The organism is Thauera aromatica (genome assembly GCF_023093595.1).
In the GTDB taxonomy this organism is placed as follows: Bacteria; Pseudomonadota; Gammaproteobacteria; order Burkholderiales; family Rhodocyclaceae; genus Thauera; species Thauera aromatica_A.
Map to the genome: position 1 here is coordinate 155,537 of NZ_JALLIK010000109.1, position 21,229 is coordinate 176,765.

The following is a 21,229-nucleotide window of genomic DNA, read 5'->3' on the forward strand; positions in this document are numbered from 1 at the left end:
ATGCATGCCCCTGTGACAGACTCTTCGAACGTCGTGCCAACCGACGCGGCAGCCAGACCGGCAGCACCCGGCCTGCTCGACCGCGTCATCGACTGGTCGGCACGCAACGTCTTCCTCGTCCTGCTGGCCACGCTGTTCCTGATTGGCGGTGGCCTCTACGCGGTCAAGCACACGCCGCTCGACGCGCTGCCCGACCTCTCGGACGTGCAGGTCATCGTCTACACCGACTACCCCGGCCAGGCGCCGCAGGTGGTCGAGGACCAGGTCACCTATCCGCTCACCACCTCGATGCTGGCGGTGCCGCGCGCCAAGGTGGTGCGCGGCTTCTCGATGTTCGGCGCGTCCTATGTGTATGTGATCTTCGAGGACGGCACCGACATCTACTGGGCGCGTTCGCGCGTGCTCGAATATCTGAGCACCGCCGCCAGCCGCCTGCCGCAGGGCGTGGCGCCGCAGATCGGGCCGGACGCGACCGGCGTGGGCTGGGTCTACCAATATGCCGTGCTCGGCAAGGACATGAGCCTGGCCGACACGCGCAGCCTGCAGGACTGGTACGTGCGCTACCAGCTCACCAAGGCGCAGGGCGTGTCGGAAGTCGCCAGCATCGGTGGCTTCGTGCGCGAGTACCAGGTCACCGTCGATCCGCTGCGCCTGGCCGGCTACGGCATCACGCTCGACCAGGTCACGCAAGCCATCCGCGCCTCCAACCGCGACGTCGGCGGCCGCGTGCTGGAACTCGCCGAGAAGGAGTACATGGTGCGCGGGCGCGGCTACCTGCGCAGCGTGGATGACATCTCCGACATCGTGTTGAAGGCCGAGCGCGGCACGCCGGTGCGGGTGGGCGACGTCGCCCGCGTCGAACTGGTGCCGGCCGAGCGGCGCGGCATCGCCGAGTTGAACGGCGAGGGCGAGGTCGCCTCCGGCATCGTCATGGCGCGCTTCGGCCAGAACGCGCTCGACGTGATCGCCAACGTCAAGGCCAAGATCGCCGAGATCACGCCCGGGCTGCCGGCGGGCGCCGAGATCGTGCCGGTCTATGACCGCTCCGAGCTCATCGAGCGCGCGATCGGCAACCTCAAGTGGACGCTGCTCGAGGAGAGCCTGATCGTCGCCGCCGTGTGCGTGATCTTCCTGCTGCATGTGCGCAGCGCGCTGGTGGCCATCATCACGCTGCCGCTCGGCATCCTGTTCGCCTTCATCGCCATGCGTTCGCTCGGCCTGGGCTCGAACATCATGAGCCTGGGCGGGATCGCGATCGCGATCGGAGCGATGGTGGATGCGGCGATCGTGATGATCGAGAACGCGCACAAGCACATCGAGCGCCTGCCCGAGGGCGCCACCCAGCCGCAGCGCGCAGCGGCGATCGTGCTCGCCTGCAAGGAGGTCGGGCCGGCGCTGTTCTTCTCGCTGCTGATCATCACCGTGTCCTTCCTGCCGGTGTTCGCGCTCGAAGGCCAGGAGGGCCGGCTGTTCTCGCCGCTCGCCTTCACCAAGACCTTCGCCATGGCCGGCGCCGCGCTGCTGTCGGTGACGCTGGTGCCGGTGCTGATGCTGTTCTTCGTGCGCGGGCGCATCCTGCCCGAGGCGAAGAACCCGGTGAACCGGCTGCTGATCTGGCTGTACCGGCCGATCATCCAGGGCGTGCTGCGCTTCAAGCTGGTGACGCTGCTGCTGGCGGTGCTGGCGATGGCGGCCACCATCGTGCCGGCGCGCCAGATCGGCTCGGAGTTCATGCCGACGCTCAACGAAGGCACGCTGTTCTACATGCCTGCGGCGCTGCCGGGGATGTCGGTGACCGAGGCCGGGCGCCTGCTTGCGACGACGAACCGCATCATCAAGACCTTCCCCGAGGTCGAATCGGTGTACGGCAAGGCCGGCCGCGCCAACACCGCCACCGACCCCGCGCCGCTCGAGATGTTCGAGACCGTCATCAACCTCAAGCCCCAGGACCAGTGGCGCCCGGGCATGACCACCGACAAGCTCATTGCCGAGATGGACGCCGCACTCAAGTTCCCCGGCCTGGCCAACTCGTGGACCATGCCGATCAAGGCGCGCATCGACATGCTCAGCACCGGCATCCGCACGCCGGTGGGGGTGAAGGTGTTCGGCAAGGACCTGGAGACGCTGGAGAAGGTGGCGCAGGCGGTGGAAGCCGCCGTGCGCAAGGTGCCCGGCGCGAGCAGCGCCTACGCCGAGCGCGTGGCCGGCGGCTACTACGTGGACATCGTGCCGCGCCGCGACCAGCTCGCGCGCTATGGGCTCACCATCGACATGCTGCAGGACGTGATCGCCACCGCGCTCGGCGGCGAGATGGTGACGACCACGGTCGAGGGCCTGGAGCGCTACGGCGTGTCGGTGCGCTACGCGCGCGGCCTGCGCGACGACCCGGCGCGGCTCGCCTCCGACGTGTTCGTGCCGACGATGAACGGCCCGATCCCGCTCGGCCAGGTGGCCGAGGTCAAACTGACGCGCGGCGCACCCGCCATCCGCACCGAGAACGCGCTGCTGGCGGCCTATGTGTATGTCGACACGCGCGAGGCCGACCTCGGCGCCTTCGTCAAGCGCGCGCAGCAGGCGGTGGCCGAGGAGGTCGAGTTCCCGCAGGGCTATTACGCCACCTGGAGCGGCCAGTTCGAGAACATGGAGCGTGCCAAGGAGAAGATGAAGATCGTGGTGCCGGTGACGCTGGCGCTGATCTTCGTGCTGCTCTACCTCAACTTCCGGCGCCTGACCGAGACCCTGATCGTGATGCTGTCGGTGCCCTTCGCGCTGGTCGGCGGGGTGTGGCTGATGTGGTGGCTGGGCTACCAGATGAGCGTGGCGGTGGCGGTGGGCTTCATCGCGTTGGCGGGTGTTGCGGCGGAGACCGGGGTGATCATGCTGATCTACCTCGACCATGCCTGGCGCGAGGTGCGGGCGCGCTGCCAAGCCGAGGGCCGCGAGGCCGGCGTCACCGACCTGTACGAGGCGATCATGGAAGGCGCGGTCGAGCGTGTGCGCCCGAAGATGATGACCGTGGTGGCGATCATGGCCGGCCTGCTGCCGATCATGTGGAGCACCGGCACCGGCAGCGAGGTCATGAGCCGCATCGCCGCGCCGATGGTGGGCGGCATGGTGTCGTCGACCGTGCTGACGCTGGCGGTGATTCCGGCGCTGTATGCGCTGGTGAAGCAGTGGGAGCTGCGCCGCAGCGCCCGGCCAGCGCCGGCGCAGGTTCCAGTGACGGTGTCTAACTTGTAATGCAGCGGTCAGCGGCGCGACAGCATCGGGGGCGTAGCCTGTTTCCAAGGCCCCGTTCCCGAGGCTGCCGCTGAACGTGACGAGGAGCATTGCGATGCTTACCTGGATCAAATCCCTCTGGCAATCCTTCAAGAACTGGTGTCGCGAGAACGAGCGGGCCCACCGGGATGCCCCGCTCTCGCCGTGCTGCTCGAAGCCGCCCGCAGCCGTTCGCCATTCGCCGACCCGCAAGGTATGAAGCCATGAACACAAAGCCTGCTCATGATCCTGGACTCCCTCGATCTGTCGCCTGGTATCGCTCCCCCGGCGTCATCGCCGGCCTGATGCTGGCGGCGATCGCACTGTTCTTCCTGTTGCGCGAACACTGGGCGCATGTGTCGGGCAACTGGGTGTATCTGATCCTGTTGCTGTGTCCCCTGATGCACCTGTTTGGCCATGGAGGACATCACGGCGGGCACCGCAGCAACGACACCGATTCGGAGAAGCGCTGAGATGTCGATGACAGGGGCACGCCTTGGCCGTGGCGTCGTCATCGCGGCGCTTTCGGGCGTCTTGATTTCGAGCGCAGCGGCGCAAGGCTGGACGATCCCGCAGCCCTCTCCGGGGCTGATGCCCAATCCTGGGCAAGGAAAGGGGCTCTACACACAGCACTGTGCCGCTTGCCATGGGACCGACCTCAAGGGCTCGGACAAGGGGCCGCCCATGCTCCATAAGGTCTACGAACCCAGTCATCACGCCGATATCGCCTTTCAGTTGGCGGTAGCGAACGGTGTGCGCGCCCACCACTGGCAGTTCGGCGACATGGCACCTGTTCCCGGCCTGACGTCGGACGAGGTCGCTCATGTCACGGCATTCATCCGTGGTGAACAGCGCAAGGTCGGCATTCGATAACAACAAACGCCGGGGAGAAGCATCATGACCCACGAACATTCGCAGGGTGGCCATTCCGGCCACACTCATCGCCACGATCATGCATCGACAGGCAATGACACCGATCCGGTCTGCGGCATGACGGTAAAGCCCGACTCTCCGTATCGGGTCATTCACGCCGGACACGAATACCGGTTCTGCAGTGCGAAGTGCCAAGGCAAGTTCGAGACCGATCCGGCGCGGTATCTGGCACCGGAGACAAGTCAGCCGTCAACGGAGCCCGCACCGGTGGCCGGCACTGAGTACACCTGCCCGATGCATCCGGAGATCCGCCAGATTGGGCCCGGTACCTGCCCGAAATGCGGCATGACGCTCGAGCCGGTGATGCCGGGCCTCGAGGACGACGACAATCCCGAGCTCGCCGACTTGCGCCGCCGCTTCTGGTGGACGCTGCCGCTGACGGTGATCGTCACCGCGATCGCCATGTCCGGTGGCGTCTTCGATCCGATGCTGGGTGCGGCGCGCCCCTGGGTCGAGCTGGCCCTGGCGACACCGGTCGTGCTCTGGTCCGGTTGGCCGTTCTTCGTGCGCTGCGCGCAGTCGATCGGCAACCGCAGCCCGAACATGTGGACGCTGATTGGACTGGGAGTTGGGGCGGCCTATCTATATAGCGTCGTCGCTACGGTTGCGCCCGAAGTGTTTCCGGCCTCTTTCCGCATGGGCGAACACGTGGCGGTGTATTTCGAGGCAGCAGCGGTGATCATCTCGCTGACGCTGCTCGGCCAGGTGCTGGAGCTGAAGGCGCGCTCGGAGACCGGCGCCGCGATCAAGGCGCTGCTCGGCCTCGCGCCCAAGACCGCGCGGCGCATTCGCGCGGATGGCACCGAAGAGGATATCCCGCTGACCCACGTCCATCCTGGCGACCGGTTGCGCATTCGTCCGGGCGAAAAGGTGCCCGTCGATGGTTCCGTTGACGAAGGCGAAAGCGCGGTCGATGAATCGATGCTGACCGGCGAGCCGATCCCGGTGACCAAGCGCCCCGGGGACAAGGTGATCGGCGCCACGCTCAACACCAGTGGAGCGCTGGTCATGGTCGCCGAGAAGATCGGCGCACAGACCATGCTGTCGCAGATCGTGCAGATGGTCGCGCAGGCTCAGCGTTCGCGCGCGCCGATGCAACGCCTGGCGGATGTCGTCGCGGGCTGGTTCGTCATCGTCGTCGTGCTCATCGCCCTCACCACGTTCGTGGTGTGGGGACTCTTCGGACCCCAGCCGAGCTGGGCCTACGGCCTCATCAACGCGGTGGCGGTGCTGATCATCGCCTGCCCCTGCGCATTGGGCCTGGCCACGCCGATGTCGGTGATGGTCGCGACCGGCAAGGCAGCCACCCAGGGCGTGCTGTTTCGCGATGCGGCGGCGATCGAGTCGCTGCGCAAGGTCGACACCCTGATCGTGGACAAGACCGGCACCCTGACCGAAGGACGCCCCGCCTTCCATAGCGTGGTGGCGGCGCCGGGCGGGACGGAGGCCGACGTGCTGCGGCTCGCCGCCAGCCTCGACCAGGGCAGCGAGCACCCACTCGCCCAGGCGATCGTCGCCGAGGCCCGCGCGCGCGGTCTGGCGCTCAGCACACCGGACACCTTCGAATCCTCTTCCGGCATCGGCGTGCGCGGTACAGTCGATGGCCAACGTGTGGTTCTCGGGAACACCGCCCTGATGGACGATGAGCGCATCGATTGGCGCGGGCTCGCGGAACGCGCCGAGGCTCTGCGCCTTGAGGGCGCAAGCGTGATGTACCTCGCCGCAGAGGGCGTGCTCGTCGGCCTCATCGCCGTTGCCGACCCGATCAAGGCTTCGACCCCGGAAGCGCTCGATGCGCTGCGGGCGAGCGGGCTCAGGATCATCATGGCCACGGGCGATGGCCTCACCACGGCGCGCGCGGTCGGTGCCGGCCTGGGCATCGACGAGGTGTATGGCGAAGTGAAGCCCGCCGACAAGAACGATCTGGTCGGAAGACTGCAGGCCGAGGGGCACATCGTCGCCATGGCCGGCGACGGCATCAACGACGCGCCGGCGCTCGCGCGCGCGAATGTGGGTATCGCGATGGGCACGGGGACCGACGTCGCGATGAACAGTGCCCATCTGACTTTGGTCAAGGGTGATCTCCGGGGCATCGCCACCGCACGCAGCATCTCCGTCGCCACCGTGCGCAACATGCACCAGAACCTCGTGTTCGCCTTCCTGTACAACGCAGCGGGTGTGCCGATCGCAGCCGGGGTGCTCTATCCAGCGTTCGGGCTGCTTCTTTCACCGCTGATTGCCGCCCTGGCGATGAGCTTCAGTTCGGCGTCCGTGGTGGGGAACGCATTGCGCCTCGGGCGGCAAAGGGTCTGATGCACGTCTTCATCCATCGCGGCCACGGCCACAAGGGAAAACGAATGTCGGCTGAGAACCAAGGCAGCCATGATGCGTAATGTCGCGGGAGATCGAGATGAGTGAGACGTCGAGTTACGGATTGTGGTCCCTGGTTGTCATCAACTCGCTGTTCTTCATCGCCTTCGCGTTCAGCTTCACGCGCCCCCGCACAAGCCGGGACTGGCGATCCCTGGGCGCTTACTCAGCCTTCATTCTGGCGCTGTTCACCGAGATGTACGGCTTTCCGTTGACGATCTACCTGCTCTCGGGGTGGCTGTCTTCGAAATTTCCGGGAATCGATTTTTTTGCCCACGACTCGGGGCACCTCTTGGAGGTTATGTTCGGATGGAGCAGTAACCCGCACTTCGGCCCGTTTCACCTCTTGAGCACGGTGTTCATCGTCGGCGGCTTCTGGCTCCTGGCGAAGGCATGGCCTGTGCTCCTCGAGGCTCAGCGCACCCGCCGTGTCGCCGACAGCGGCCCCTACGCACGCATTCGGCACCCGCAATACGTCGCCTTCATTCTGGTCATGTTCGGCTTTTTGCTGCAATGGCCGACCTTGATCACCCTGGTCATGTTCCCTGTTCTGTTGATCGTGTACGCCAGGCTCGCCCGCCGGGAAGAGCTCGACGCGATCGAGGCGTTCGGGGACGCCTATCGCTCATACCGCCAGCGCACGCCGGCGTTCATTCCTCGCCTGCGGTAGTTCGACGAGCCGACAGAAAAAGCCCCCGGAATCGCCGCCGGGGGCAGGATCACCTTGAAACGTGCGAATCAGCTACGGGAGTCGTGGCGGAGGATGCTGTCGAGACGCATGACCTCGTCGCCGTGCATCATGATTTTCTGCCCGTCCTTGGTCTCCATCACTTCGCCTTGTTTCATCCTCACCGCACGACCCATCTTGTCCTCCATGCCCATTTTCCCATCCTTGAAGATGTAGACGGTCGAGCCATCTTTCAAAGGGATGGACTTCTCAATCTGCTCGACATCGACAGCGAAGGCCGATGTGGTAGCCACACCGAGCGCCGCGATCATCAACGTTTTCTTCAACATGCTGCTCTCCTTGAATGAACGGCTGTGAAATCTACTGAAAATCACATCGGGCACGTACGTTTGAAAATTGCCCAATGCCTTGCCGGCCCCGCTTCCCATCGAACGTCGGTGTCGTCAGGATCCACCGCGGTACAGAGGGCTTTCTTCGAGATAGACCGTGACGTTGCCGGCCCCCGGAACGGCTTTCGAAAGCGGGAAGCTATTCGTGCCGAAGGTGTCGAACGTCCAGTTGACCGTCTTGCCGCCGACTTTCAGCAAAACGGTCTCCAGGCGGGTGACGTTGATGTGGCGAGTATCCGCATCAACGGTAACGGTGCGTGCAGGGCTGGCGTTGCTGGCATAGCCGTATGCGGCCAATTCACGCTCGGTCGGGTTCGATGCGCCCTGAGCGAACGCGGCCGAAGACCCGAGAGTGCTGATCGCCGATACGACGACAACGGCGATGACCGATTTTTTCATGATGAGCTCCTTATTCAGTTGTCCGGATTGGCTGCTCTTTCTCGAGTAACCATGGACTCGATCATAGGAGCCGGCCACTGACAGGGCGATGACCTCGTAATTACATATAAGTCATGAAGGCGAAAGGATGTGTCGGGCGAACCGCATCGCTGATACCATAGCCCCCCATGGTATTCAGAGGTATTCGATGAGCCACACCATCCGTGACCAGGCCAGGCTGCTGGCCCGCGTGCGCCGCATTCGCGGCCAGGTCGAGGCGCTGGAGCGCGCGCTCGCCGCCGAAAAGGAATGCGCCGAGATCCTGCACCAGATCGCAGCGGTGCGCGGCGCCACCAACGGGCTGATGGCCGAAGTGCTCGAGGAGCACGTCCGCACCCACATCGCCGACCCGGCAATCCTCGATGGCGCCGAGCGCATGAAAGGCGCCGACGAGTTGATCGGCGTCCTGCGCACCTACCTTAAGTGAGCGTCGCCATGCATCCCGAGAGCCTGTCCGACTGGATTCACGACCACGTCTTCGACCGCGGCAATGCGCTCGCCGAGCGCAGCACCTGGGCGGTGATGTGGATTACCGCAGCGACCATGGTGGTCGAGATCGCCGCAGGCTGGTGGTTCAACTCGATGGCGCTGCTCGCCGATGGCTGGCACATGAGCTCGCACGCCTTCGCTATCGGCGTATCCGCGCTGGCCTACGCCGCTGCGCGGCGCTATGCGAAAGATCGGCGCTTCGCCTTCGGCACCTGGAAGATCGAGATCCTGGGCGGCTTCGCCAGTGCCATCTTCCTGCTCGGGGTGGCGGCGATGATGGTGCTCGGTTCGGTCGAGCGCCTCGTCTCGCCGCAGCCGATCCAGTACAAGGAAGCGATCGCGGTCGCCCTCCTCGGCCTGGCCGTCAACGTCGTGTGCGCGTGGATCCTGGGCAGAGCGCACCATCACGGCCACGACCATGGCCACGACCACAGTCATGCGCATTCCGCTCATGACCACGATCACCACCATCACGATCTCAACCTCAAGTCGGCCTATCTTCACGTCATCGCCGATGCGGCGACTTCGGTGCTCGCCATCGTCGCCCTCTTCGGCGGCTGGATCTACGGCTGGTCCTGGCTGGATCCGGTGATGGGGATCGCCGGCGCGGTGCTGGTCGCGATCTGGGCGAAGGGCCTGCTCGCCGAAACCGGGAAAGTGCTGCTCGATCGCGAGATGGATGATCCGGTCGTCGCCGAGATCCGTGAAGCGGTGGAAACCGGCCCGGAAGACGGCGGCACGCGGATCGCCGACCTGCACGTGTGGCGTGTCGGCAAGACGGCCTACGCGTGCGCGATCGCGGTGGTGACGCACGATCGCGCGCTCACGCCCGACGCGGTGCGGGCGCGGCTGGCGGTGCACGAGGAGATCGTCCACTCGACGATCGAGATCCATCACCGAATGCTCAAACCTTGATGTTGCGCTGCAGCACTAGCAACCGGGCGGACTTTTCGGGGATAATTCCGGTTTTTCGATGGTGGCCTCGGGCCCGAGAACAGCATGCAGCCGACCCGCAACGTCAAACCTCCGGTCTTCAACCCCGTCACCGGCGCGGTCCGCGCGCTGGCGATGGACGCCGTGCAGCAGGCCAATTCGGGCCACCCCGGCGCCCCGATGGGCATGGCCGAGATCGCCGAAGTGCTGTGGCGGCGCCATCTGCGCCACAATCCGGCCAACCCCAAGTGGGCCGACCGCGACCGCTTCGTGCTCTCCAACGGCCACGGTTCGATGCTGATCTACGCGCTGCTGCACCTCACCGGCTACGACCTGCCGATCGAGGAGCTCAAGCGTTTCCGCCAGCTCCACAGCAAGACTCCCGGCCACCCCGAATACGGCTACGCCCCCGGCGTCGAGACCACCACCGGCCCCCTCGGCCAGGGCATCACCAACGCGGTGGGCATGGCGCTGGCGGAAAAGATCCTCGCCGCCGAGTTCAACCGCCCCGGCCACGACATCGTTGACCACCGCACCTATGTCTTCCTCGGCGACGGCTGCCTGATGGAAGGCATCTCGCACGAGGCCTGCTCGCTCGCCGGCACCTGGGGCCTCTCCAAGCTCGTCGCCTTCTACGACGACAACAACATCTCGATCGACGGCCACGTCGACGGCTGGTTCACCGACGACACCCCGAAGCGCTTCGAAGCCTATGGCTGGCAGGTGATCCGCGACGTGCAGGGCCACGACCCGGCCGCGATCGAAGCCGCCATCGAGCAGGCCAGGGCCGACACCGAACGCCCCACGCTGATCTGCTGCAAGACCATCATCGGCGCCGGCGCCCCCAACAAGCAGGACAGCCACGACGTGCACGGCGCCCCGCTCGGCGCCGCCGAAATCGCCGCCGCGCGCGCCCACATCGGCTGGAACCATCCGCCGTTCGAGATTCCCGCCGAGGTCTATGCGGCGTGGGACGCGCGCGCCAAGGGTGCCGCGCTCGAAGCGCAGTGGAATGCCGGCTTCGCCGCCTACCGTGCCGCCCACCCCGAGCTCGCCGCCGAGTTCGAGCGCCGCATGGCGGGCGAGTTGCCCGCCGACTGGGACGCCCACGTCGCCGCGGTGCTCGCCCAGGTCGTCGCCAAGGCCGAAACCATCGCCACCCGCAAGGCCAGCCAGAACAGCATCGAAGCCTACGCGCCGAAGCTGCCCGAGCTGCTCGGCGGCTCGGCCGACCTCGCCGGCTCCAACCTCACCCTGTGGTCGGGCGCCAAGGGCGTGAGCAAGCGTAGCGGCGGCAATTACGTCTATTACGGCGTGCGCGAATTCGGCATGGCGGCGATCGCCAACGGCATCAGTCTGCACGGCGGCCTGATCCCCTACACCGCCACCTTCCTGATGTTCAGCGAGTACGCGCGCAACGCCCTGCGCATGGCCGCGCTGATGAAGCTGCGCCAGGTGTTCGTGTTCACGCACGACTCGATCGGCCTCGGCGAGGACGGCCCCACCCACCAGCCGGTGGAGCAGACCGCCACCCTGCGCCTGATCCCCAACATGGACGTGTGGCGCCCCTGCGACACCACCGAATCGGCGGTGGCCTGGGCAAACGCGATCGAGCGCCGCGACGGCCCCACCGCGATGTGCTTCTCGCGCCAGAACCTGCCCTTCCAGGCGCGCACGTCCGATCAGGTCGCGGCGATCCGCAAGGGCGGCTACGTGCTCTCGGAGGCCCCGGCCAACGTCAATGGCGGCAAGCCGCAGGCGGTGATCCTCGCCACCGGCTCCGAAGTCGCCCTCGCGGTCGCGGCGCAGAAGACGCTGGCCGAGCAAGGCCTCGCCGTGCGCGTGGTGTCGATGCCCTCGACCAACGTCTTCGACCGCCAGGACACCGCGTACAAGGCGAGCGTGCTGCCCGCCGGCCTGCCGCGCGTCGCGGTCGAGGCCGGCAGCACCGACGGCTGGTACAAGTACGTCGGCCTCGAAGGCCGCGTCATCGGCCTCGACCGCTTCGGCGAATCGGCACCGGCGGGCGAGCTGTTCAAGTATTTCGGCATCACTGCGGAGGCGGTGGTGCAGGCAGTGAAGTCGGTGCTCTGACGACAGCCCGGCGCGGGAGCGGCTCCGCAAGCGGAACGCTCCCGCTGCACATCAGGGCGTAGTCCGGCACCGGCCGGCGGGGCATCGGCAACGATAAACACCTGGTTTTCCACCGTTTTCCACGGAGAAGTATCGATGAGCATCAAGGTCGCCATCAACGGTTTCGGTCGTATCGGTCGCTGCACGCTGCGCGCCATTTACGAGCAGGGCTTGCAGAACGAATTCGAAGTGGTCGCCATCAACGCCTCCGGCGATCTGGCCACCAACGCCCACCTGCTCAAGTACGACACCACCCACGGCCGCTTCGCGACCCCGGTCGACACCGAGGGCGAAAACACCATCATCATCGACGGCAAGAAGATCCCGTTCTACTCGACCAAGGACCCGAAGGGCGTCGACTGGGGCCGCCACGGCGTCGACGTGCTGCTCGAATGCACCGGCGCCTACACCACCAAGGCCAAGGCCCAGGCCCTGCTCGACCAGGGCGCCCGCCGCGTGCTGATCTCGGCCCCGGGCGGCGACGACGTGGACACCACCATCGTCATGGGGGTGAACGAAGAAGTGCTGCGCGCCGGCATGACCGTCGTCTCCAACGCCTCGTGCACCACCAACTGCCTGGCTCCGGTGGCCAAGATCCTGGCCGACAGTGTCGGCATCAAGCAGGGCCTGATGACCACCATCCACGCCTACACCAACGATCAGGTCACCGTGGACGTGCGCCACAAAGACCTGCGCCGCGCCCGTGCCGCCGCCGCCAACATCATCCCGACCAAGACCGGCGCCGCCAAGGCCGTTGGCCTGGTGTTGCCGCAGCTCGCCGGCAAGGTCGACGGTTTTGCCCTGCGCGTGCCCACGATCAACGTCTCGCTGGTCGACCTCACTTTCACCGCCGAGCGCGCCACCACCAAGGAAGAGATCAACGCGCTGATGACCGCCGCCGCCAACGGCCCGCTGAAGGGCATTCTGGCGGTCAACACCGAACCGCTGGTGTCCTCCGACTTCAACCACACCACCGTGTCCTCCACCTTCGACGCCACCCAAACCCGCGTCATCCAGGGCGCGGACGGCTCGGTGCTGGTCAAGGTCCTGGCCTGGTACGACAACGAGTGGGGCTATTCCTGCCGCATGCTCGACGCTGCGCGCGCTTTCGTTAACGCCAAGTAAACCGGCCGCCCCCCGCAAACGCGATTGCAACCCATCGACGCCCTGCCCCGCAGGGCGTTTTCACGAGACCGAGCGAATCATGCAAGTCAAGAAACTCACCGACCTCGACGTGCGCGGCAAGAAGGTGTTCATCCGCGCCGACCTCAACGTGCCGCAGGACGAAGCCGGCAACATCACCGAAGACACCCGCATCCGCGCCTCCATCCCGTCGATCCGCTACTGCCTGGACAACGGCGCCGCGGTGATGCTCACCTCCCACCTCGGCCGTCCCACCGAAGGCACGGTCGGCCCCGACGACACCCTCGCGCCGGTCGCGGTGCGCCTCGGCCAGCTCCTCGACAAGCCGGTGCGCCTGATCCAGGACTGGGTCGACGGCGGCTTCGAGGTCAAGCCGGGCGAAGTCGTACTGCTCGAGAACTGCCGCTGCAACAAGGGCGAGAAGAAGGACAACGAGGAACTGGCGAAGAAGATGGCCGCGCTCTGCGACATCTACGTCAATGACGCCTTCGGCACCGCCCACCGCGCCGAAGCCACCACCCACGGCATCGCCCGCTTCGCTCCGGTGGCCTGCGCCGGCATCCTGATGGGGGCCGAGATCGACGCCCTCTCCAAGGCGCTGCACAGCCCCGCGCGCCCGCTGGTGGCGATCGTCGGCGGCGCCAAGGTGTCGACCAAGCTCACCATTCTCAAGACCCTGGCCGAGAAGGTCGACCAGCTGATCGTCGGCGGCGGCATCGCCAACACCTTCCTGCTCGCCGCCGGCAAGCGCATCGGCGAATCGCTCGCCGAGCCCGAGATGGTGCGCGAAGCCCAGCAGGTGATGGACCTCATGAAAGCGCGCGGCGCCGAAGTGCCGCTGCCGGTGGATGTGGTGGTCGCCGACGAAGTCTCGGCGCTCGCCCGTGCCAACCGCATTCCGGTCGACGAGGTCGGCCCCCACGACCGCATCCTCGACTTCGGCCCGAAGAGCTCGGCCCGCCTCGCCGACATCATCGCCCACGCCGGCACCGTGGTCTGGAACGGCCCCGTGGGGGTCTTCGAGTACGCCCAGTTCGCCGGCGGCACCAAGATGATGGCCTCGGCGATCGCCCACTCCGAAGCGTTCTCGATCGCCGGCGGCGGCGACACCCTGGCCGCGATCGCCAAGTTCGACATCGCCCGCGACGTCGGCTACATCTCCACCGGCGGCGGCGCCTTCCTCGAGTTCCTCGAAGGCAAGACCCTGCCCGCGATCGCTGCGCTCGAACAACGCTACACCGCCTGATTCCGCCACGCTCCGCCCCGATGGCCGCCGTCGGCGGCCATTTTCATGCCGGCTGCGGATTAGAATGTCGGCCCATCGTCCACCCTGCACCCATCCGCCAGGCCGCCTCCGGAGATTCCATGCCCCGCCATACCAAGATCGTCGCCACCCTCGGCCCCGCCTCTTCCGACCCTCGAGTCCTCGAACGCATGGTCCACGCCGGCGTCGACGTGGTGCGCATGAACTTCTCCCACGGCAAGGCCGAAGACCACATCGCCCGCGCCGCGGCGATCCGCGAGGCCTCGGCGCTGGCCGGCCGCCCGGTCGGCATCCTCGCCGACCTGCAAGGGCCGAAGATCCGCGTCGGCAAGTTCGCCGACGGCCGCATCACCCTGACCCGCGACATGCCCTTCATCCTCGATTCGCGCTGCGAGCTGGGCAGCACCGAGCGCGTCGGCCTCGACTACAAGGACCTGCCCAAGGACGTCAAGGCGGGCGACGTGCTGCTGCTCGACGACGGCCGCCTCAAGCTCGGCGTGACCCGCGTGCTCGGCCACGAGATCCACACCACCGTGAAGGTGGGCGGTGAGCTCTCCAACAACAAGGGCATCAACCGCCAGGGCGGCGGCCTCACCGCGCCCGCGCTCACCGCCAAGGACATGGACGACATCCGCACCGCGGCCCTGATCGGGGTGGACTTCGTCGCCGTCTCCTTCCCCAAGAGCGCGGCCGACATGTACATGGCCCGCCAGCTGATCCGCGCCGCCGGCGGCGAATCCTTGCTGATCGCCAAGATCGAACGCACCGAAGCGGTGGCCAACCTCGACGAGATCCTCGACGCTTCCGACGGCATCATGGTGGCGCGCGGCGACCTCGCGGTCGAAGTCGGCGACGCCGCGGTGCCGGCGCTGCAGAAGAAGATGATCCGCGCCGCGCGCGACCGCAACAAGCTCACCATCACCGCCACGCAGATGATGGAGTCGATGATCACCAGCCCGGTGCCGACCCGCGCCGAAGTCTCCGACGTCGCCAACGCGGTGCTCGACGGCACCGACGCGGTGATGCTGTCGGCCGAGACCGCCGCCGGAAACTACCCGGTCGAAGTCATCGAGGCGATGAGCCGGGTCTGCCTGGAGGCGGAGAAGTCCTACGACACCGGGCTCGACCGCGAGATGCTCGACCGCGTGTTCACCCGCATCGACCAGTCGATCGCGATGGCGGCGATCTGGACCGCCTACCACCTCAAGGTCAAGGCGATCGCCTCGCTCACCCAGACCGGCTCGACCGCGCTGTGGATGAGCCGCCTGATCGCCGGCGTGTCGATCTATGCGCTCACCCCGGAAGTCTCTGCCCGCAACCAGATGACGCTCTACCGCGAAGTCTACCCGCTGCTGATGAGCCAGACTCACCAGGACCGCGACGTGCTGCTGTGGGAAGCCGAACAGGTGTTGCTCGACCAAGGCGTGGTCGACTACGGCGACCTGATCGTGCTCACCATCGGCGAGCCGATCGGCGCCTCGGGCGGCACCAACACCCTGAAGATCGTGCGCGTCGGCGAATATCACCGCCCCGGCACGCTTGACACACCCGACCTTTAGAACCCTTGTAGCATAAGACAGTTTCATTTTGTTAAGATTCCCGTTCCTTTTCCAGATAGACCGGCACGGGGTTCTTAAATGAATAGCAACAAGCTCAAATTCCTGGCGCCCCTGGCGCTCACCGCCACGCTCGCGGGTTGCGTCGGCTCCATGCCGGTTCACAGCGGCGACGCCGACGCCAAGACCGTCGCGACCGGTGCTGCCGGCGGCGCCAATTCCGAGAACGCGAACGCCGGACTCGAGCGCTGCGAGCGCCCATTCGGTTCCATCGCCGTGGTCGAAGACCAGAACGCCGATTGGTACCGCATCCTATCCGGCCAGTATCGGCTAACCTCCACCATTCCCGTGCTGCGTCTGCTGATGCAGCAGTCGAACTGCTTCATCGTCGTCGACCGCGGTCGTGCAATGGCCAACATGGCGCAGGAGCGTGCACTGCAGCAGAGCGGAGAACTGCGCGCCGGCAGTAACTTCGGCAAGGGCCAGATGGTCAGTGCGGACTACTCACTGACACCAGAAGTGCTGTTCAGCGAACGTGGCACGGGCGGCCTGGGTGCTGCAGCTGGCGCCATCGGCGGCGGGCTGGTCGGCGCCATCGTCGGCAGCATCAAGACCAACGAGGCCGCCACACTGCTGACGCTGGTCGACAACCGCTCCGGCGTGCAGGTCGGCGTTGCAGAAGGCAGCGCCAAGAACACCGACTTTGGTCTGGGCGGCCTGCTGGGTGGCGGCAGCGCGGTCGGCGGGCTGGGCGGCTACACCAACACCCCTCAGGGCAAAGTCATCGCCGGCGCATTCATGGATTCGTACAACCAGCTGGTGCGCGCGTTGCGCAACTACACCGCCCAGGGCATGGGTGACCGCGGCCTCGGCACGGGTGGGCGCCTCGGCGTCGACGGTGCCTCGCAGCCTGACGGCTACGGTGGCGGCAAGATCAGCCTGCGCGATGCCCAGGCCCGTCTGACCGAGTTCGGCTTCGACACCGGCCACCCCGACGGCAAGATGGGTGCAAAAACCCAAGCCGCCCTGCGCGACTTCCAGGCCGATCGCGGCATTCCGGTCACCGGGCGGCTCGACGCTGCCACGCAGGCCGAACTGCAACGCTGACCGACGTTCGCACCAGTTGCACCAGATGGCCCAGACTCTCCTGGGCCGTTTTCGTTTTCGGAAGCGCCTTGCCCGACCGAGTGTGCCTCCCCCCTGCATCGGACCTCTGCGGCGCACAACGCATCGACACAGCTCGTATTAGAATGTAGGGCTGATCGGCCACACATCGCGGCCCTGCAACGTCCCGCACATCTCGCCCAGCCCGGAGAAATCCCATGCCCCTCGTTTCCATGCGCCAGCTGCTCGACCACGCTGCCGAACACAGCTACGGCCTGCCCGCCTTCAACGTGAACAACCTCGAGCAGGTCCAGGCCATTATGGAAGCCGCGGCCGAATGCGACAGCCCGGTGATCATGCAGGCCTCGGCCGGGGCGCGCAAATACGCCGGCGAAGCTTTCCTCCGCCACCTCATCGACGCCGCCGTCGAAGCCTATCCGAACATCCCGGTGGTCATGCACCAGGACCACGGCCAGAGCCCCGCGGTGTGCATGGCGGCGATCCGCTCGGGCTTTTCCAGCGTGATGATGGACGGCTCCCTGCTCGAAGACGGCAAGACCCCCTCCTCCTACGACTACAACGTCGCCGTCACCCGCGAAGTGGTGAAGTTCTCCCATGCGATCGGCGTCACCGTCGAAGCCGAACTCGGCTGCCTGGGCTCGCTCGAGACCGGCCAGGCGGGCGAGGAAGACGGCGTCGGCGCGGAAGGCACGCTCGACCACTCGCAGCTGCTGACCGACCCCGACCAGGCCGCCGATTTCGTCAAGCAGACCGACTGCGACGCCCTTGCGATCGCGATCGGCACCAGCCACGGCGCCTACAAGTTCAGCCGCAAGCCCACCGGCGACATCCTCGCCATCGAGCGCATCAAGGCCATCCACACCCGCATCCCCAACACCCACCTGGTGATGCACGGCTCCTCCTCGGTGCCGCAGGAACTGCTCGAAATCATCCGCCAGTACGGCGGCGACATGAAGGAAACCTACGGCGTGCCGGTCGAAGAGATCGTCGAGGGCATCAAGTACGGCGTGCGCAAGATCAACATCGACACCGACATCCGCCTCGCGATGACCGGCGCGGTGCGCAAGTTCCTGGTCGAGAACCCATCCAAGTTCGACCCGCGCGAATTTCTCAAGCCCGCGCGCGAAGCCGCCAAGCAGGTGTGCAAGGCGCGCTTCGAGGCTTTCGGCTGCGCCGGCATGGCTTCGAAGATCAAGCCGGTGGCGCTCGACAAGGTCGCCGCCCGCTACAAGGCCGGCGAACTGAGCCAGGTCGTGCGCTGAACCCGAACGGCCCGGCGCCCTCTGCTCCGGGCCGCCCATCATGCCCCCCACCCCGCCCGATCATCCATCGACGGAATCGTCCGCCTCCCGCCGCGCCATCCCCGGCTTCTGCGGCCTGTGCAAGTCGCGCTGCGGTTCGCGCATGGTGGTGGAGGGCGGGCGCCTGGTGGCGCAGCTGCCGGACCCGGCACACCCGACCGGGCGGGCGCAGTGCGTGAAAGGGCGCGCGGCGCCGGAGCTGGTCTACGATCCGCAACGCGTGCTGCACCCGCTGCTGCGCACGCGGCCCAAGGGCGACGCCGATCCCGGCTGGCGGGAGATTTCCTGGGACGAGGCGCTCGACCGCGTCGCCCGGGCGCTCGGGCGCATCCGGGACGAATCCGGGCCGGAGGCGGTGGCGTTCGCGATCGCCACGCCGAGCGGCACCCCGATCGCCGACGACATCCGCTGGATCGAGCGCCTGGCCAACGCCTTCGGCAGCCCCAACGTCGCCAACGGCACCGAAATCTGCAACTGGCACAAGGACTTCACCCACCAGCACACTTTCGGCCGCGGCATCGCCACGCCCGATTTCGCCCACAGCCGCTGCATCGTGCTGTGGGGGCACAACCCGCGCGCGACCTGGCTCAACAACGCGCTGTCGATCGCTGCGGCGCGCAAGCGCGGAGCGCGGGTGGTGGTGATCGACCCGCGCAAGGCCGGCTTCGCCGCCGATGCCGACCTGTGGCTGCGGGTGCGCCCTGGCTCGGACGGCGCGCTCGCGCTCGGGGTGGCGCGCATGATGCTGGCCAGGGGCTGGTTCGACGCCGCCTTCCTGCGCGATTTCAGCAACGGGCCGCTGCTGGTGCGCAGCGACACCGGCCGCTTCCTGCGCGCGGGCGAGCTCGCCCTGCCGCCGGCAGGGGCGGGCGCGGACGATTTCGTCACCCTGTCGGCCAACGGCACGGCGATCGCCTGCCGCCGGGGGACGCGCACCGCGGGCGGCGCCGGGCCGGATCCGCTGCTCTCCGCAGGAATCGAACTGGACCTCGCCGATGGCGGCCGGGTCCGCTGCGACACGGCACACGCGCTCTTCGAGCAGGCCTGCGCGCCCTACACGCCCGAGCGCGTCGCCGAGTTGTGCTGGATCGAGGCCGACCAGGTCGAGCAGTTCGCCCGCCTGCTGCACGAGGCCTCGCCCGCGGTGTCCTACTACTGCTGGGCGGGGGTGTGCCAGCACACCAACGCCACCCAGACTGACCGCGCAATCGCCACGCTGATGGCCTTGACCGGCAGCTTCGACGCCCCCGGCGGCAACGTCGCCTTCACCCCGCTCCCCGCCAACGATGCCAGCGGCAAGGCGTTGCTTGCCGCTGCACAGCGCGCGCGCTGCATCGGCCTTGCGCGCTCGCGCCTGGGCCCGGCACGGCTGGGGCTGGTCGGCTCGGATGCGCTGTGGGATGCGATCCTCGAGCACGAGCCGTATCCGATCCGCGCGCTGGTCGGTTTCGGGCGCGACTTCCTGCTCAACCACGCCGATGCCGAGCGCGCCGCACAGGCGCTCGCCGCACTCGAATTCTGCGTCTATGCCGACCTCACGCTGACGCCCACCGCGGCGCTCGCCGACCTCGTGCTGCCGATCTGCACGCCGTGGGAGCGCGAGGCGCTGCGCGTCGGCTTCGAAGGCAGCCAGGCCGCGGAATCGTGGGTTCAGCTGCGCCCGGCGGCGATCGCCCCGCTCGGCGAAAGCCGCCCCGATGCCTGGGTGGTGTTCGAGCTGGCGCAGCGGCTGGGGTTGGGCGAGCACTTCTGGGAGGGCGATCTCGAAGCCGGGCTCGCCCACATTCTCGCCCCGCTGGGGCTGAACCTGGACGAACTGCGCGCCCACCCCGGCGGCCTCGCCCACCCGGCCGCCACCCGCTACCGCAAATACCTGGACGAAGGGTTCGACACGCCCACCGGCCGGATCGAGCTGTACGCCGAAACGCTGCTCGCGCATGGCGCAGCGCCGCTGCCGGACTTCGTCGAACCGGCGGATTCGCCGCTCACTGCCACGGACATGGCCTTTCCGCTGGTGATGACCACCGCCAAACTGCGCCACTTCCGCCACGGCCAGGACCGCCAGGCCCCTTCGCTGCGCCGGCACACGCCCGAACCCGCGGTGCACCTGCACCCGGACGCGGCCCGCGCCCGCGGCATCGCCGAAGGCGATGCGGTGCGGCTGCGCTCGGCCCACGGCAGCATCCGCCTGCGCGCACGCTTCGACGATACGCTCGATGCACGCGTGGTATGGGTCGAATACGGCTGGTGGCAGCCCGCCGGACCGGGCACGGCGGACTGCTACGACGCGCTGTCCGAAGACGGCGCCAACTACAGCCGCCTCGTCTCCGACCGCCGCGTCGACCCGGTCAGCGGCTCGCAGCCCCTGCGCTCGGGCCTGTGCGAGATCGAGCCCGTCCTCGACCGCTGAGGGCAGGACCCACGCTTGCTTCACCGGATGAAAAACTCATCCCACTCGAGCTCGGTCCACCACTCGGCCTCCAGTCCCTCGCAGGTCTCGCCGTAGGCCCGGCACATGAAACACCCCTCACCGCGCGTGAGCGCGGCATCCTCGAGCGGCGGGTAACGGACGAGCAGGGCCGCAGCGCCCTCACGCGCGGCCGCCTCGGCCTCGCTCATCGGCCGATCCGGCAGCTCGCGAATGCCGCAGCGGAGAAGGCGCTCGACCCCCTCCGGATAGAGGACGGAATTCTCCGCGTCGATATGGCGCCAGAGCGCGTGCGAGTAGCGGGTTGCCAGCGCCCGCAGCCGGACACGATCGTCCTCGCACTGCGGCCCCTGTTCGAGAAGCGGCACCATCTCGCCCAGCCACCCCGCCATCTCGGCGTGCTCGCGCACGACCGCGTACACGGGTCCGCGGTCGCCCGGTAGTTCCGCCTCCGTGACGAGCGCATCGAAGAACACGCGCTCCTCGCGATCGTGATGGAAATGGCCGGCGAATTCAGTGAAAAACGCGGTGAACCGTCTGCCGTCCTCCGGGTCCGCGGTCCCGTCGATCAGTCCTTCGACATAGATGCGAAGCGATCCCAGCACCTGATCGATCAGCGCATGTTCGTCTTGTAATGTGTTGATCAGCTTCATCGTCGATTCATCCTGATGTACCGCCCCGATCCCATGCGCAGTCAACATCGCGCCGAACCAGCAGTGTGCGGAGATTGCGGGGGGCTCTCCCTGACACTCGTCAATATTCCGGACTCCCCTATAATCCC

Annotated in this window: 17 protein-coding genes; 14 read left to right on the top strand and 3 right to left on the bottom strand. The window is 67.1% G+C overall.

Annotated elements, in window-relative coordinates; translation table 11 throughout:
• The 5 genes from MXC99_RS15320 to MXC99_RS15340 all read left to right on the top strand — a co-directional run bounded on the left by MXC99_RS15320 (nt 1) and on the right by MXC99_RS15340 (nt 7,231).
• Nucleotides 1–3,240 (top strand): efflux RND transporter permease subunit, encoded by a 3,240-nt coding sequence (locus MXC99_RS15320; protein ID WP_282100161.1) that lies wholly within the window; start codon nt 1–3, stop codon nt 3,238–3,240.
• Between the two features lie 242 nt (nt 3,241–3,482).
• Nucleotides 3,483–3,731: a DUF2933 domain-containing protein gene (locus tag MXC99_RS15325; protein ID WP_012586265.1), complete on the top strand. Its 249-nt coding sequence runs from the start codon at nt 3,483–3,485 to the stop codon at nt 3,729–3,731.
• Between the two features lies 1 nt (nt 3,732).
• Nucleotides 3,733–4,131: a c-type cytochrome gene (locus MXC99_RS15330; protein ID WP_247726272.1), complete on the top strand. Its 399-nt coding sequence runs from the start codon at nt 3,733–3,735 to the stop codon at nt 4,129–4,131.
• Between the two features lie 24 nt (nt 4,132–4,155).
• Entirely contained in the window at nt 4,156–6,504 is a 2,349-nt protein-coding gene (locus MXC99_RS15335) for a heavy metal translocating P-type ATPase (RefSeq protein WP_247726273.1), read from the top strand.
• A 97-nt stretch (nt 6,505–6,601) separates the two neighbouring features.
• Nucleotides 6,602–7,231: a methyltransferase family protein gene (locus MXC99_RS15340; RefSeq protein ID WP_247726274.1), complete on the top strand. Its 630-nt coding sequence runs from the start codon at nt 6,602–6,604 to the stop codon at nt 7,229–7,231.
• Nucleotides 7,232–7,299: 68 nt separating this feature from the next.
• Here MXC99_RS15340 and copK read toward each other — a convergent pair whose 3' ends face one another.
• Complete coding sequence (copK, locus tag MXC99_RS15345) at nt 7,300–7,578, bottom strand: periplasmic Cu(I)/Cu(II)-binding protein CopK (RefSeq protein ID WP_247726275.1); 279 nt, start codon at nt 7,576–7,578, stop codon at nt 7,300–7,302.
• A 114-nt stretch (nt 7,579–7,692) separates the two neighbouring features.
• Complete coding sequence (locus MXC99_RS15350; protein WP_247726276.1) at nt 7,693–8,037, bottom strand: CzcE family metal-binding protein; 345 nt, start codon at nt 8,035–8,037, stop codon at nt 7,693–7,695.
• Between the two features lie 187 nt (nt 8,038–8,224).
• Between MXC99_RS15350 and MXC99_RS15355 the strand changes: the two genes are divergently transcribed.
• From MXC99_RS15355 to MXC99_RS15395, 9 genes are all read left to right on the top strand, one after another.
• Nucleotides 8,225–8,503, top strand: coding sequence for a metal/formaldehyde-sensitive transcriptional repressor (locus MXC99_RS15355; protein ID WP_107221456.1), 279 nt, complete (start codon nt 8,225–8,227; stop codon nt 8,501–8,503).
• Nucleotides 8,504–8,511: 8 nt separating this feature from the next.
• On the top strand, nt 8,512–9,480 hold the full coding sequence (gene dmeF, locus MXC99_RS15360; RefSeq protein WP_247726277.1) for a CDF family Co(II)/Ni(II) efflux transporter DmeF: 969 nt from the start codon (nt 8,512–8,514) through the stop codon (nt 9,478–9,480).
• Between the two features lie 84 nt (nt 9,481–9,564).
• A complete protein-coding gene (tkt, locus tag MXC99_RS15365; RefSeq protein ID WP_247726278.1) occupies nt 9,565–11,592 on the top strand; it encodes a transketolase in 2,028 nt (675 codons plus the stop codon).
• Nucleotides 11,593–11,727: 135 nt separating this feature from the next.
• A complete protein-coding gene (gene gap / locus MXC99_RS15370; RefSeq protein WP_247726279.1) occupies nt 11,728–12,756 on the top strand; it encodes a type I glyceraldehyde-3-phosphate dehydrogenase in 1,029 nt (342 codons plus the stop codon).
• A gap of 79 nt (nt 12,757–12,835) precedes the next feature.
• Nucleotides 12,836–14,020, top strand: a complete 1,185-nt coding sequence (locus MXC99_RS15375; RefSeq protein WP_247726280.1) for a phosphoglycerate kinase — start codon at nt 12,836–12,838, stop codon at nt 14,018–14,020.
• Nucleotides 14,021–14,139: 119 nt separating this feature from the next.
• Complete coding sequence (gene pyk / locus MXC99_RS15380) at nt 14,140–15,597, top strand: pyruvate kinase (protein WP_247726281.1); 1,458 nt, start codon at nt 14,140–14,142, stop codon at nt 15,595–15,597.
• A 78-nt stretch (nt 15,598–15,675) separates the two neighbouring features.
• Nucleotides 15,676–16,701, top strand: coding sequence for a peptidoglycan-binding protein (locus MXC99_RS15385; RefSeq protein ID WP_247726282.1), 1,026 nt, complete (start codon nt 15,676–15,678; stop codon nt 16,699–16,701).
• 215 nt (nt 16,702–16,916) lie between these two features.
• Nucleotides 16,917–17,981 carry a class II fructose-bisphosphate aldolase gene (fba, locus tag MXC99_RS15390; RefSeq protein ID WP_247726283.1) on the top strand — a complete coding sequence of 355 codons (1,065 nt, stop codon included), beginning with the start codon at nt 16,917–16,919 and terminating at the stop codon, nt 17,979–17,981.
• A 40-nt stretch (nt 17,982–18,021) separates the two neighbouring features.
• Nucleotides 18,022–20,430: a molybdopterin-containing oxidoreductase family protein gene (locus MXC99_RS15395; protein WP_247726284.1), complete on the top strand. Its 2,409-nt coding sequence runs from the start codon at nt 18,022–18,024 to the stop codon at nt 20,428–20,430.
• A 20-nt stretch (nt 20,431–20,450) separates the two neighbouring features.
• Here the strand turns inward: MXC99_RS15395 and MXC99_RS15400 are convergent, their stop codons facing one another.
• The gene (locus MXC99_RS15400) at nt 20,451–21,101 is read right to left on the bottom strand and encodes a hemerythrin domain-containing protein (RefSeq protein WP_247726285.1); all 651 of its coding nucleotides are present in this window, start codon (nt 21,099–21,101) and stop codon (nt 20,451–20,453) included.
• Nucleotides 21,102–21,229: the final 128 nt, after the last annotated feature.